General features: G+C 36.8%; 13 protein-coding genes and 1 riboswitch. Of the genes, 11 read left to right on the top strand and 2 right to left on the bottom strand.

The window, feature by feature from the left end; all coding sequences use genetic code 11:
- Nucleotides 1–147 precede the first annotated feature (147 nt).
- Nucleotides 148–1026: a formyltetrahydrofolate deformylase gene (purU, locus tag CW357_RS14445; RefSeq protein ID WP_124218400.1), complete on the top strand. Its 879-nt coding sequence runs from the start codon at nucleotides 148–150 to the stop codon at nucleotides 1024–1026.
- Between the two features lie 83 nt (nucleotides 1027–1109).
- Nucleotides 1110–1469, top strand: a complete 360-nt coding sequence (locus tag CW357_RS14440; protein WP_119417180.1) for a DUF4181 domain-containing protein — start codon at nucleotides 1110–1112, stop codon at nucleotides 1467–1469.
- A 63-nt stretch (nucleotides 1470–1532) separates the two neighbouring features.
- Here CW357_RS14440 and queC read toward each other — a convergent pair whose 3' ends face one another.
- On the bottom strand, nucleotides 1533–2186 hold the full coding sequence (gene queC, locus CW357_RS14435) for a 7-cyano-7-deazaguanine synthase QueC (protein WP_119417179.1): 654 nt from the start codon (nucleotides 2184–2186) through the stop codon (nucleotides 1533–1535).
- Between the two features lie 17 nt (nucleotides 2187–2203).
- Nucleotides 2204–2737 carry a VUT family protein gene (locus CW357_RS14430; protein ID WP_124218399.1) on the bottom strand — a complete coding sequence of 178 codons (534 nt, stop codon included), beginning with the start codon at nucleotides 2735–2737 and terminating at the stop codon, nucleotides 2204–2206.
- Between the two features lie 167 nt (nucleotides 2738–2904).
- A riboswitch (PreQ1 riboswitch) is annotated at nucleotides 2905–2949 on the bottom strand.
- Nucleotides 2950–3737: 788 nt separating this feature from the next.
- On the opposite strand from CW357_RS14430, the gene CW357_RS14425 reads away from it, so the two are divergent.
- From CW357_RS14425 to CW357_RS14385, 9 genes are all read left to right on the top strand, one after another.
- On the top strand, nucleotides 3738–5219 hold the full coding sequence (locus CW357_RS14425) for an aldehyde dehydrogenase family protein (RefSeq protein WP_124218398.1): 1482 nt from the start codon (nucleotides 3738–3740) through the stop codon (nucleotides 5217–5219).
- A 69-nt stretch (nucleotides 5220–5288) separates the two neighbouring features.
- Nucleotides 5289–6137 carry a 3-hydroxyacyl-CoA dehydrogenase gene (locus CW357_RS14420; RefSeq protein ID WP_124218397.1) on the top strand — a complete coding sequence of 283 codons (849 nt, stop codon included), beginning with the start codon at nucleotides 5289–5291 and terminating at the stop codon, nucleotides 6135–6137.
- An 18-nt stretch (nucleotides 6138–6155) separates the two neighbouring features.
- Nucleotides 6156–6866, top strand: coding sequence for a CoA transferase subunit A (locus tag CW357_RS14415; protein WP_371684257.1), 711 nt, complete (start codon nucleotides 6156–6158; stop codon nucleotides 6864–6866).
- Nucleotides 6826–7527, top strand: a complete 702-nt coding sequence (locus CW357_RS14410; protein ID WP_241155111.1) for a 3-oxoacid CoA-transferase subunit B — start codon at nucleotides 6826–6828, stop codon at nucleotides 7525–7527. The genes CW357_RS14415 and CW357_RS14410 overlap by 41 nt, the downstream gene beginning before the upstream one ends.
- Nucleotides 7528–7546: 19 nt before the next feature.
- The gene (locus CW357_RS14405; RefSeq protein ID WP_124218396.1) at nucleotides 7547–8323 is read left to right on the top strand and encodes an enoyl-CoA hydratase/isomerase family protein; all 777 of its coding nucleotides are present in this window, start codon (nucleotides 7547–7549) and stop codon (nucleotides 8321–8323) included.
- Nucleotides 8324–8335: 12 nt separating this feature from the next.
- The gene (locus tag CW357_RS14400; protein WP_124218395.1) at nucleotides 8336–9484 is read left to right on the top strand and encodes an acyl-CoA dehydrogenase family protein; all 1149 of its coding nucleotides are present in this window, start codon (nucleotides 8336–8338) and stop codon (nucleotides 9482–9484) included.
- A 66-nt stretch (nucleotides 9485–9550) separates the two neighbouring features.
- Complete coding sequence (locus CW357_RS14395) at nucleotides 9551–10744, top strand: thiolase family protein (RefSeq protein WP_124218394.1); 1194 nt, start codon at nucleotides 9551–9553, stop codon at nucleotides 10742–10744.
- 18 nt (nucleotides 10745–10762) lie between these two features.
- Nucleotides 10763–11746: a hydroxyacid dehydrogenase gene (locus CW357_RS14390; protein WP_124218393.1), complete on the top strand. Its 984-nt coding sequence runs from the start codon at nucleotides 10763–10765 to the stop codon at nucleotides 11744–11746.
- Nucleotides 11747–11765: 19 nt separating this feature from the next.
- Entirely contained in the window at nucleotides 11766–12842 is a 1077-nt protein-coding gene (locus tag CW357_RS14385) for a tartrate dehydrogenase (RefSeq protein WP_119417170.1), read from the top strand.
- Nucleotides 12843–12900 lie beyond the last annotated feature (58 nt).

The raw sequence follows: 12900 nt of genomic DNA, 5'->3' as shown, positions 1-12900 counted from the left end.
ATACAACTTCAAAAAGGATTTTATTTTTTGCATTCTGAAATGGTAAGAGGAATCAAAATAAATTAATCAGTTAGAAAGAAAAGACTTGAATATTCTCTATAATTATTTGATAATTTAAAATATACAAAAAGTAGGAGATGTACATAGATGGGGAATTTAAATGATGGTTTAGAAAATCGTGCACGTTTGTTAGTGAAATGCCCGGATAAGCCTGGGATTGTTTCTGTATTGTCTTCATTTTTACATAATCACAATGCAAATATTATTGAATCTAGTCAGTTTTCGACGAATCCAGTGAATGGAACTTTCTTTATACGAATAGAATATCATTGTGATAATTTACAAGAAAAAGCAGATGATATGGAATTGGAATTTAAAGAAATAGCAGAAAATTATCAGATGGATTACCATTTTTATTATCGGAATGTTCGCCAACGTTCTGCAATCTTTGTTTCAAAAGAAACGCACTGTTTGTTGGAATTACTGTGGGAATGGCAAAATGGCGATTTAGACACGGATATTGCGCTTGTAATCAGCAACCATGAAACAGCAAGACCAATGGTTGAAGCATTGGGTATTCCATTCTTCTATATACCTGCTAATAAGGATATTCGTAAACAAGTAGAAGAAGAGCAAATTCGTTTAATGGAAAAATATAAAGTGGATGTTCTAATTTTAGCTCGATATATGCAAATTTTAACACCTGATTTTGTTAATCATTTTAAAAATAGAATCATTAATATTCATCATTCGTTTTTACCTGCATTTATAGGGGCTGGTCCTTATGAACGCGCATTTGCAAGAGGAGTGAAATTGATTGGTGCAACTTCTCATTATGTCACAAATGATTTAGACGAAGGACCAATAATTGAGCAAGACGTTGAACGTGTAGATCACAGAGATAATGCAGCACAGTTGAAAAAAATCGGAGCCAAAATTGAACGCCGCGTCTTAGTAAAAGCGGTGAAATGGCATTTGGAAAATCGAATTATTGTAGAAGGAAATAAAACAATTGTGTTTCACTAGACATTAGGGGCTACCTAAATATAAGGTAAGCTCCTAATTTATTTGCAAATATATATATTCTAAGCAAAGGTTTGTGAAATAAAGTGAAATTTTTAGCGATAGTTTTAATTATAATTTTATTAACGCTTGGATTAGAAGTAGTTTTTAATAAATTATTAGGTGTAGAAAAAAAGAAAATCGCAGATACCCCCGGGAGAGAAGTTGATAGAAGGGGAAGAAAAATTATTCTTGTAAGTATTATATTTTTACTAATTTTAAGTAATGTATTCAATTTTAGTTTTCTTGATACCAAGTGGTGGTGGCTAGGATATTTCATCATTTTAGCTGGTTTCCAAATATTTATGGAATGGAAATATATTAAGAATTCAAAACAATATCTTACAACCATCATTCTCTCTATCTCATGTCTTGTAATGTTAATATTAGCAATTAGATATATTTGAGACTAGATAAAGTAAAAAAGCTGTCCATCGTAGGTTTAAACCTTTCAGGACAGCATTGTTCTATTATTTCATTTTTAAATATTGATCATAACCTTTCAAACGTAAATGGCAAGCTGGACATGTTCCGCAGCCATCACCTTTAATGCCATTATAGCAAGTTAACGTTTTCGTCCGAACATATTCCAATTTCCCCATATCATCTGCCATTTTCCATGTCTCTGCCTTATCTAACCACATCAAAGGCGTATGAATAACAAGCTGTTCATCCATTGCAAGGTTTAAAGTTACGTTTAATGATTTCACAAAATCATCCCGGCAATCTGGATAACCGCTAAAATCTGTTTCACATACCCCTGTAATAATATGTTTTGCTCCAACTTGGTTCGCCAAAACCCCTGCAAATGATAAAAATAATAAGTTGCGTCCAGGCACAAAAGTTGAAGGTAATGCACCGTCTTCCCCAGCTTTAACCTCTATATCATCTCGAGTAAGTGCATTTGGTGCTAACTGATTTAGTAAAGACATATCTAAAATATGATGTTTTACACCAAGTTCTTCTGCTATTTCTTTTGCACAGTCAATTTCTGCTACATGGCGTTGGTTGTAATTAAATGTAACAGCCTCAACTTCTTTAAACGTTTGTAATGCCCAAAACAAGCAAGTAGTACTGTCTTGACCACCACTAAAAACGACAATTGCTTTTTCATCTTTTAACATTGATTTCACCCTCCAATTTAACTAGCAAATTCTGTTTTAGTAAAACGAGTAAAATGTAAAGCCATTACGCCAATAATTTGCATGCTAATTTTAATAATTACTTGACCTAAAATAGCCATCCAAACCGCATTCCAAGGCACCATTCCAGCACCAAGAGGGGATAAACCAATAATGACGAATATGGAAGAATCTAAAATACCCCCGAAAATGCCACTATACATAATTCTCATACTAATTGAAGCTTTTAATCTTGAATAGATTTCAGTATCCGTTGTTTCAGAAACAGCAAAGCTTACCGCACTTGCAAATACAATCCAAAGTGTATCCCCTAGAAGATAGCTAGATATTGCTGAAAGTATTAATGCTAAGCCGATAAAAAGGTAGGTCTTTTTCTTACCATATTTGTTTTGAACAAGATCACGCAGTATAAACGTAGCTCCTATTAGAAAGGATCCATAAGGTATGATGAAAACGCCAAATTGCAAAGGCGCAAAATTCGCTGTTATCACATTTGCTAACACAATTGCACAAAGATATAAAAATATTCTCATTGAAAAGTCTCCTTTGAAATTATGAATTTAAACCATCGATGAAATTACACACATTATGTAATGAACTTTTCAAAATCAAATAAACCCATATCTCACAACACCTCCCTATAGTCTAAAAATAAGGAGGTTGCTAGCAAAATAAAAAACTACATCCCTAAAGATATAGTTTATCCCTAGTTTTTTATAGAGGGTTGTTCTAGTACCTCTCCTACATTTAGTAAGTTTTTATTCAGTTCAAATGTAATTTTACCATAAAATCTCATAATATTGTCTCAGTATAATGGATTTTTTTAAATTTGGCTGAATAAATCTTTATAAAATGAGAAGCAAAGCAGCCTAAAATCTCCAAGAGGGTACGAGTTGATAAAGGAGACCTGAGTTGTGATAAAGGAGACCTGAGTTGTGATAAAGAGAGCCTGAGTTGTGATAAAGGAGACCCGAGTTGTGATAAAAGCAGCCTGAGTTGTGATAAAGAGAGTCTGAGTTGTGACAAAAGAAGCCTGAGTTGTGATAAAGGAACTGAGTTGTGATAAAAGAGACCTGAGTTGTGATAAAAGCAGCGTGAGTTGTGATAAAAGAGACCTGAGTTGTGATAAACAAAGCCCAGGTTGTGATAAAAAGATCACAGTAGTCATAAACAAACCCTAATTGTAAAAAATCCTAAATATCACTTTTCTCATTTTAGCACTATTAATTTAAATATCAGTATAGTCATTTCAATCTATATTCCTATAAATAGCCCTTAAGGCTCTTACATAAAAAATCCCACCACTTTCATTCAATTTAAACCATCGTTAAATTCCTTAATTGGACATACGGTAACAAAATAATTACTACCAATTTAAAATACATCACCATAAATTACTAGAAATCATGCATATCCTTCAAAAATAAAAATATCCTAGTTTTATAAAGCTCATTAATAATGGACAAGTAAAAAATACAAAACGAAGTCAACTAAATGGTAGTTTATAAAACTAAAGTTATCGGAGGGTTCCAGATGTCAAAAGTTTTAAATTATATTAATGGTGAGTGGTTGGAAGGTTCGACAGGAAAGTTTGTACCAGTTATGAATCCTGCAAACGGAAAAGTTTTAGCGGAAGTAACACAATCTACTGATGAAGATGTCCAACTAGCGGTACAAGCTGCAAAAGAAGCACAAAAGTTATGGAGATTAGTTCCTGCTCCTGAACGAGCAGATATTTTATATAAAGTGGCTTATCTATTAAAAGAAAGAAAAGAAGAGATTGCACAAGTTTTAACGAGTGAAATGGGAAAAGTGATTGATGAAGGAAGAGGAGAAGTACAAGAAGCGATTGATATGGCTTATTACATGGCCGGAGAAGGGCGCCGACTCTTTGGTGATACAATCCCATCAGAACTTCGCAACAAATTTGCGATGAGTGTAAGAGTACCTGTAGGCGTTGTTGGCATTATAACACCGTGGAATTTCCCAATCGCGATTGCTTCTTGGAAATCGCTACCTGCGCTAGTAGCTGGCAATGCAGTGGTTTGGAAACCAGCGACAGAAACGCCGATGACAGCGCAAGAGTTTGTGAAGATTTATGAAGAAGCCGGTTTACCAAAAGGCCTTATCAATTTAGTAAATGGTTCAGGAAGCAAAGTCGGCAATGCACTGGTTGAGCATCCAGATATCGATATTATCTCGTTTACCGGTTCAAACGAAGTAGGAAAAGCAATCAATGGCCGTGCTGGGGAATTGTTAAAGAGGACATCACTTGAAATGGGTGGAAAAAATGCCATTACCGTTTTAGAAGATGCTGATTTAGACCTTGCTGTAGAAGGTATTCTTTGGGGTGCATTTGGTACAGCAGGCCAAAGATGTACAGCAACAAGCCGTGTAATTGTACATCAAGATGTAAAGAAAGCATTAGAAGAAAAGCTAATAAGCCGTATTCATGAATTAAAGATGGGCGATGGACTTGATGAAACAGTTAAAGTTGGACCTGTTATCAATAGAGAAGCTTTAGAAAGAATCGATGAATATGTCAAGATTGGCCAAGAAGAAGGGGCAATCCTATTAGCAGGCGGTAAGATCGTCACTGAAAATGGTTTAGATAGCGGCAATTACTATGCACCAACGATTTTCACAAATGTAACACCAGATATGCGTATAGCAAAAGAAGAAATCTTTGGACCAGTAGTGTCAATCATTTCTGTAGAAAATTTAGATGAAGCTGTGAAAGTGAATAACAGTGTAGAATTCGGTCTTTCAAGTGCAATTTATACAGCAGATGTCAATAAAGCCTTTAAAGCTATGCGTGATTTAGATACAGGTATCGTATATATTAACGCAGGAACAACTGGAGCAGAAATTCACTTACCATTTGGCGGTACAAAAGGTACAGGAAATGGTCATAGGGATTCAGGTGTAGCTGCATTAGATGTCTATACAGAATGGAAATCGATTTATGTTGACTACAGTGGAAAATTACAAAGAGCGCAAATAGATAACAATTAATCCAAAAAATAACCTGCAATTTCTACTTTGGAAATGCAGGTTTCTACGTTATACAAGGGGTGACTATAAGTGGAGAAATTAACCGTTGTCGGTTCAGGCATTATGGGAAGAGGAATCGCCTATACAGCAGCAATTAGTGGTTTCAATGTTGTTTTAAATGATGTCAATGAAGAAAATTTAAAGAAAGCACAGTTATATATAGAAAAAGAATTGCTAAAAAGTGCAGAAAGAGGCTACTTAACAAGCAAGCAAGTTGAAATGGCTATGACAAATTTGAACTATACTACAGATTTACAAACAGCTGCTCATGATGCAGACATTGTGATTGAAGCTGTTTTTGAATTAATTGACATTAAGATTGATGTATTTAAAAAACTAGATGTAATCTGTCCAGAACATACAATTTTAGCAACGAATACATCTACGATGAGCCCTACAGAAATTGCAGCTCAAACGTCAAGGCCTGATAAAGTTGTGGCCATGCACTTTTTTAATCCAGTTCATAAGATGAAACTTATCGAAATTATACGAGGGCTGGATACGTCAGATGAAACGGTAGCAAAAGTGAAAGAAATCGGAGCGAAATTAGGAAAAGAAACAGTGGAAGTAAACGAGTTTCCTGGATTCGTCACTAGTCGTATGAATTGTCTTATTGGTAACGAAGCGATGAACATGTTGATGGAAGGTATTGCTTCAGCAGAGGATATTGATAAAGCGATGAAACTAGGATTGAACCACCCAATGGGACCACTAGAACTAGCTGATTTAGTCGGATTAGATTCACGTTTGCGGAATATGGAATATCTATACAAAACATTAGGCGAAAAATATAGGCCAAGTCCCCTTCTTATTAAATATGTCAAAGCAGGTCGCTTAGGGCGCAAATCAGGAACAGGTTTTTACAATTACGAAAGTTAGTAATTGGAGGCGAAAATCGTGAAAATAGGAGAATGCAAGAAGCGAATATCAGCTAAAGAAGCAGTAGAAATGATTCGTAAAGGAGATAGCCTTTTAGTTGGTGGATTTGGTATTTGCGGAACTCCTTTTACTTTAATCGAAACAATCACAGAATCCAATCACGCCAGAGAACTCACTATTATTAGTAATAATTTAGGAGAAGCAGGGAAAGGGTTAGGAAAATTATTAATCTCAAAACATATAAAAAAAGCAATTGGTTCCTATTTCACTACCAACCGCGATGCTGTTAAAGCTTGGAACAATGGAGAACTGGAAATAGAGCTTATTCCACAAGGATCACTTGCTGAAGCAATTCGTGCAGGGGGAGCAGGCATTGCTGGGTTCTATACTAAAACAGGTGTTGGTACAGAAATTGCAAAAGGCAAAGAAGAAAGAGATTTTGATGGTGAAACGTATTTATTTGTAAGGGGAATACGAGCAAAACTGGCGCTTATTAAAGCGGATAAGGCTGATACAATGGGAAACTTAGTTTACGCGAGAACTGCTCGTAATTTCAATCCGATGATGGCAACTGCAGCAGACATTGTCATTGCAGAAGTAGATGAAATCGTAGAAGCTGGTGCATTAGATCCTGAGCAAATCATCACACCTCACAATTATGTAGACTATGTGGTTCTTAATGATCGATATGAAAAAATTGGTGGTGAGTATGTTGAGCGGACAAAGTAATTCAAAAGATGCTCGGATTAGAATTGCTAAAAGAATTGTAAAAGAACTCCATGCAGGTTCGGTTGTCAATCTCGGTGTCGGTATTCCATCTTTAATCCAAAATTATTTAAAACCTGATAGTCATGTTTACCTTCAATCTGAAAATGGTCTTTTAGGAATGGGACCAACACCTCCAAAAGACGAGATCGATATGAACCTCATTAGTGCTAGCAAACATCCCATCTCTTTAGGAATTGGATCTTCCCTTTTTTCAAGTGCCGATTCTTTCGCGATGATCCGGGGTGGCCATATAGATATCGCAGTAATGGGAGCGCTCCAAATTTCCGAAAAAGGAGAAATTGCCAATTGGGCTGTACCTGGAAAGGACATTTTAGGAGTCGGAGGAGCAATGGACTTAGTTGCCAGTGCTAAGAAGATTATAATCGCCATCACACATATTACCAAAGATCAAACACCTAAAATTGTTCAAAAACTTACCTATCCAAGTAGCGGCATTAGAGCGGCAAACCTGATAGTAACAGAAAAAGCCTTGTTTGAGGTGAAAGATAACACTCTTCTATTAAAAGAAATCGCAGAAGACTCTTCATTACAAGAGATCAAACAACTTACAGAAGCGCATTTTATTATATCTGAAGATCTTCAAACGATGAAAATTGACTGAGACTGGGGTGGGAAAATAGATGACATATGCCAATATTCTTGTCTACCAAGAAAAAGAACTTGGTTTTATAGAAATTAATCGTCCTCAACAACGAAATGCTTTAAATATAGAGACATTGCAAGAAATTGAAAAAGCACTAGAAGAGTTAAAAGTCAATCAAGATATCCGAGTCGTCATTATCACTGGATCTGGTGAAAAGTCTTTCGCAGCTGGTGCAGATATTAAAGAATTAAACAAACGAACGATGATTGATGCACTTCAACCCAATATGACTGCAACATATCGAAAAATAGAAGAATATGAGAAGCCTACAATAGCAGCTATTAACGGATATGCCTTAGGTGGGGGATTAGAACTGGCTCTTGCTTGTGATATAAGAGTGGCATCATTGAACGCGAAAATGGGATTACCGGAAGTGGGTTTGGGGATTATCCCAGGAGCAGGAGGAACGCAACGTCTCTCACGAACAATCGGAAAAGGGAAAGCAATGGAACTAATTTTAACAGGTGAAGTTATTTCAGCAGAAGAAGCAAAAAATATTGGACTAGTAAGTGCAGCTGTACCACAAGAGGAACTAATTGAAAAAGCAAAAGAATATGCAAATAAGATTAGTATAAAAGGTCCCTTAGCTTTACGATTAGCCAAAACAGCCGTTAACAGAGGATTAGATATCGAAATGGAAACAGCACTATATTTAGAAAAATTATCTCAAACTATTTTAATGGGTTCATACGACAAACAAGAAGGAACTCAAGCGTTTTTAGACAAAAGAAAACCGCATTTTAAAGGGGAATAGGGGGATGAAGTAATGGATTTTACACTACCAGAAGAAATCCAAATCTTAAAAAAAGCTGTCCATGATTTTGTGCAAGGAGAAGTTGAAAAGGTTGCGATGGAAATTGAAGAAAATGATGAAATCCCTGAATCGATTGTGGAGCAGTCAAAAGAAATGGGGCTATTCGGTTTAAGCATTCCTGAAGAATATGGTGGACTAGGGTTAGATATGGTTGGAAAATGTGCAATCTATGAAGAATTAGGAAAAACACATAATGGCTATACTACATTACTCGGTGCGCATACAGGGATAGGCACGGTAGGGATTGTTGAACTTGGTACAAAAGAACAAAAGGAAAAGTATCTTCCGAAAATGGCCACTGGGGAATGGATTGGTGCTTTTGCATTAACAGAACCAAGTGCAGGTTCTAATGCAGCTAATATCAAAACAAAAGCGGAAAGAAAAGGCGATAAATATATTATCAATGGCTCAAAACACTATATTACAAATGCAGTTTGTGGGAATATTTTTACCGTTATGGCGGTAACAGATCCAAGTAAAGGTGCGAAGGGCATTACTTCATTTATTGTCGAAAAAGATTTTCCAGGTTTTATTGTCGGAAATGTAGAGAAGAAAATGGGGCTTCGGGGTTCTCATTCTGCAGAATTGTTTTTCGAAAACTTGGAGGTTCCAGTAGAAAATGTCCTTGGCGAAGAAGGAAAAGGGTATGTCAATGCACTGAAGATCCTAGCGAATGGTCGAGCTGGGCTTGCTGCAAGAAATCTTGGATCTTGCGAAAAACTGCTGCAATATAGCTTGGACTATGCGATGCAACGTGTTCAGTTTGGAAAGCCAATCTTTGATCAACAAGCGGTTCAACATATGTTGTCCGATATGGCGCTAGAAATCGAATTACTTCGTTCTATGACCTACAGGGTAGCGTGGATGACGGATCAGGGAAAAAGAGTCGTAAAAGAAGCTGCAATGGCAAAGTTATATGGATCAGAAGTATACAATCGTATTGCCGATTTAGCTGTCCAAATTCATGGGGGTATTGGCTATATGAAAGAATATCCAATTGAGAGATATTACAGAGACGCAAGAATTACAAAAATATATGAAGGTACCTCTCAAATCCAAAAAAATATTATAGCAGGAGAACTAAAACGGGAATTTAAATAGCGATCAAAGTAGTAATTGCTGAAAAAGATAGTAATAGTTGTTTACATTTAAAATGGGGGTGCAAGGATGGGAAATGCAGTAATTATTGACGGTGTACGCACAGCAATAGGGCGTATGGGAGGAACACTAAAAGACGTTGAAGCCGACTTTCTTTCTGAAAAAGTTATACGTGAGGTGGTTCAGAGGAGTCAAGTAAATCCGCATCTAATAGAAGAAGTTGTCTGGGGACATGCAAAACAAAGTTCAGATGTACCAAATCTCGCAAGACTCGCAGCATTAAGAGCTGAACTTCCAATCGAAGTATCAGGTTATACAGTTCATAGACAATGTGGTTCAGGTTTGCAAGCTATTAATAATGCCGCACAACAAATTAGTTGTGGTATTTCAGACACGATTATTGCTGGTGGTGCTGAAAGCATGAGTACAGCTCCCTACTATTTAAGAAAGGCAAGGTATGGATATGGAGCAGGCAATGCGGAGCTAGTCGATCCAAATACAGAAAGTCAACCACGTGCACAGCCAATCGAAAAATACGGCAATTTAACGATGGGTTTAACAGCTGAAAATTTAGCATCCAAATACAATATTAGTAGAGAAGAACAAGATGAATTTGCATTAGAAAGCCAACAAAAAGCAGCTACAGCCATTCAAGACGGAAAATTTAAGGAAGAGATTGTTCCTTTTGAAATCAAAAATAAGAAAGAAATCATTCAATTTACTACAGATGAACACCCCCGTTTAACAAGTATCGAAAAATTAGCATCTTTGAAGCCTGTTTTTAAAGAAGATGGAACAGTTACTGCGGGTAATTCTAGTGGCCGCAATGACGGAGCTGCAGCTCTAGTGATGATGTCAGAAGATTTAGCCCTAAAACAAGGATTGACCCCAAGACTTCGAATTGTTGCACAAGCATCTGTAGGCGTGCCACCTGAAATTATGGGGATTGGTCCAGTACCTGCAACATTAAAGGCTTTAAGACTAGCAGGTTTAAAATTAGATGATATTGACTTAGTGGAACTAAACGAAGCTTTCGCAGCGCAATCACTTGCAGTCTTAAGAGAGTTAAATATTGATAAGAAAAAACTCAATGTCAATGGTGGTGCAATTGCTCTAGGACATCCAATAGGAGGAACTGGCGCTATATTAACAGTTAAAATCATGCATGAACTTGAAAGAATTGGTGGTAGATATGGACTTATTACTGCATGTATCGGTGGTGGACAAGGCATTGCAACAATAGTTGAAAATTTAAGAGTTTGATGATTGGAGGAACCGTTTATGTACAATCCAAGAGTTCTTCAAATCCTTTCCATGTACCATCCAGAGGGAGAAAAAATTCTGCTAAAAAATGCAAAAGTAATTCGAACGGATCAGTATGACATCCCACATTTATGTGAACTTGTCAAAGATGTAGAGGGAATTATCCTCCGAGCGCCTGCGAAAATTACGAAGGAAATCATAGATGCTAATCCACGTTTAAAAGTAATTTCAGGTGCAGGTGTAGGACTAGATAATATTGATGTTAACTATGCAACTAAAAAGAGTATCCCGGTCCTTCATGCACCTGCAGTAAATAAAACGTCTACTGCAGAGCACACCGTAATGCTAATACTTGCATTAGCAAAGTCAGTCTTACCTTTTCATAATCAGATGAAGGTAGGCAATTACAATGCAAGAATGGTCATCCCATCTATAGAACTCAAAGGGAAAAAGGTGGGCCTTATTGGCTTTGGTAATATTGCTCAGGAAGTGGCGAAAATACTTATAAATGGTTTTGATATGGATGTTACTGCTTGGGTTCGTACATACAAACCAGAAAAGCATCATGTCGCTAAAGAACTTGGTGTTACCATTCATACAAATATAGAAGAAGTCTTCCAACAAAGTGATTTTATCTCCATCCATTTACCATTAACGGATCAAACAAGACTATCAATTGACCAGCGGCTTTTTTCAATTATGAAACCTTCTGCCTATTTCATCAATACAGCCCGTGGAGCAATAATTCATCAAGAGCATTTATATTATGCACTGAAAAATGGTAAAATTAGGGGGGCGGGTCTTGATGTATTTGACCCAGAACCACCTGATGAAAATTTACCACTTTTAAAATTGCCAAATGTGATTGTAACCCCACATGTTGGAGGAACAACAGTAGAAAGCAATCAAATCATGGCCACTACTGTAGCACAAAATGTACTGAAAGTTTTAGCTGGAGAAAAGCCGCAATATATTGCGAATCCAGAAGTGCTAAACTTGTAAAAAGAATAGGAGAATGATGATGGATCAATATTCAATAGCTTTAATTCCCGGAGATGGAATTGGCGTAGATGTTGTAAGAGAAGGAAAAAAGGTATTAGATACGGTTAGTGAATTGCATGGAGGTATTTCATTTTCATATAAGGAATTTGACTGGAGCTGTGAATACTATGCCAAGCATGGTCGAATGATGCCAGAAGATGGCTTGGATCAATTAAAAGATTTTGATTCTATTTTTCTTGGTGCAGTTGGATACCCAGGTGTGCCAGATCACGTATCACTTTGGGGACTTCTATTACCAATAAGAAGACAATTTGAGCAATATATTAATTTACGACCTGTCAAGCTATTAAATGGTATTCAATCACCATTAGCAGGAAAAACATCTAAAGACCTTGATTTCATCGTAATTCGTGAAAATAACGAAGGGGAATATTCGAATATCGGTGGTCGAATCTACGAAGGTACTGATGCTGATATGGCGATTCAAAATAGTGTTTTCACACGAAAAGGAGTCGAAAGAGTACTAAGATATGCTTTTGATTTGGCACAAAAACAAGGGAAAAGAAAGCATGTTACAGCTGCAACGAAGTCAAATGGTATCAACCATACAATGCCATTTTGGGATGAGTACGTGAAGAAGATCAATCAAGAATACCCTGATGTAACAAGTAATATTGTCCATATCGATGCATTGGCAGCCTTTTTTGTCAGTAAACCAGAAACAATGGATATTGTTGTAGCATCCAATCTATTTGGCGATATTTTAACGGACTTAGGAGCAGCAATTGTCGGAGGTCTTGGCATTGCACCTTCAGCAAATATTAATCCAGAGAAGAAATATCCTTCCATGTTTGAACCCGTACACGGATCTGCACCTGATATCGCTGGAAAAGGAATTGCAAACCCACTTGCATCTATTTGGTGTACGAGTATGATGTTGGACCACTTAGGTCATCCAGAATCTGCAAAAGCCATTATAGATGTTATGGAAGAAGTTATCCAAGAAAAAATCGTCACACCTGACCTTGGAGGAAATGCCACAACAGAGCAGGTAGGGGATAAAATCTGTGAAAAATTGAAAATGCACTTAGGGTAAACTAAAAAGCGGCTATAGAAGCCGCTTTTTTGGTGCGCCCAGCATGAACGTAATCTAT

The organism is Rummeliibacillus sp. TYF005 (assembly GCF_003844195.1).
In the GTDB taxonomy this organism is placed as follows: Bacteria; Bacillota; Bacilli; order Bacillales_A; family Planococcaceae; genus Rummeliibacillus.
This window is presented reverse-complemented; position numbering and strand designations above follow the sequence as displayed.

Coding starts and splice junctions, on each gene's coding strand:
- CW357_RS14385 (WP_119417170.1), top strand. CDS start 11,766: ATGGATCAATATTCAATAGCTTTAATTCCCGGAGATGGAATTGGCGTA.
- queC (WP_119417179.1), bottom strand. CDS start 2,186: ATGTTAAAAGATGAAAAAGCAATTGTCGTTTTTAGTGGTGGTCAAGAC.
- CW357_RS14410 (WP_241155111.1), top strand. CDS start 6,826: ATGAAAAAATTGGTGGTGAGTATGTTGAGCGGACAAAGTAATTCAAAA.
- purU (WP_124218400.1), top strand. CDS start 148: ATGGGGAATTTAAATGATGGTTTAGAAAATCGTGCACGTTTGTTAGTG.
- CW357_RS14395 (WP_124218394.1), top strand. CDS start 9,551: ATGGGAAATGCAGTAATTATTGACGGTGTACGCACAGCAATAGGGCGT.
- CW357_RS14405 (WP_124218396.1), top strand. CDS start 7,547: ATGACATATGCCAATATTCTTGTCTACCAAGAAAAAGAACTTGGTTTT.
- CW357_RS14400 (WP_124218395.1), top strand. CDS start 8,336: ATGGATTTTACACTACCAGAAGAAATCCAAATCTTAAAAAAAGCTGTC.
- CW357_RS14425 (WP_124218398.1), top strand. CDS start 3,738: ATGTCAAAAGTTTTAAATTATATTAATGGTGAGTGGTTGGAAGGTTCG.
- CW357_RS14390 (WP_124218393.1), top strand. CDS start 10,763: ATGTACAATCCAAGAGTTCTTCAAATCCTTTCCATGTACCATCCAGAG.
- CW357_RS14430 (WP_124218399.1), bottom strand. CDS start 2,737: ATGAGAATATTTTTATATCTTTGTGCAATTGTGTTAGCAAATGTGATA.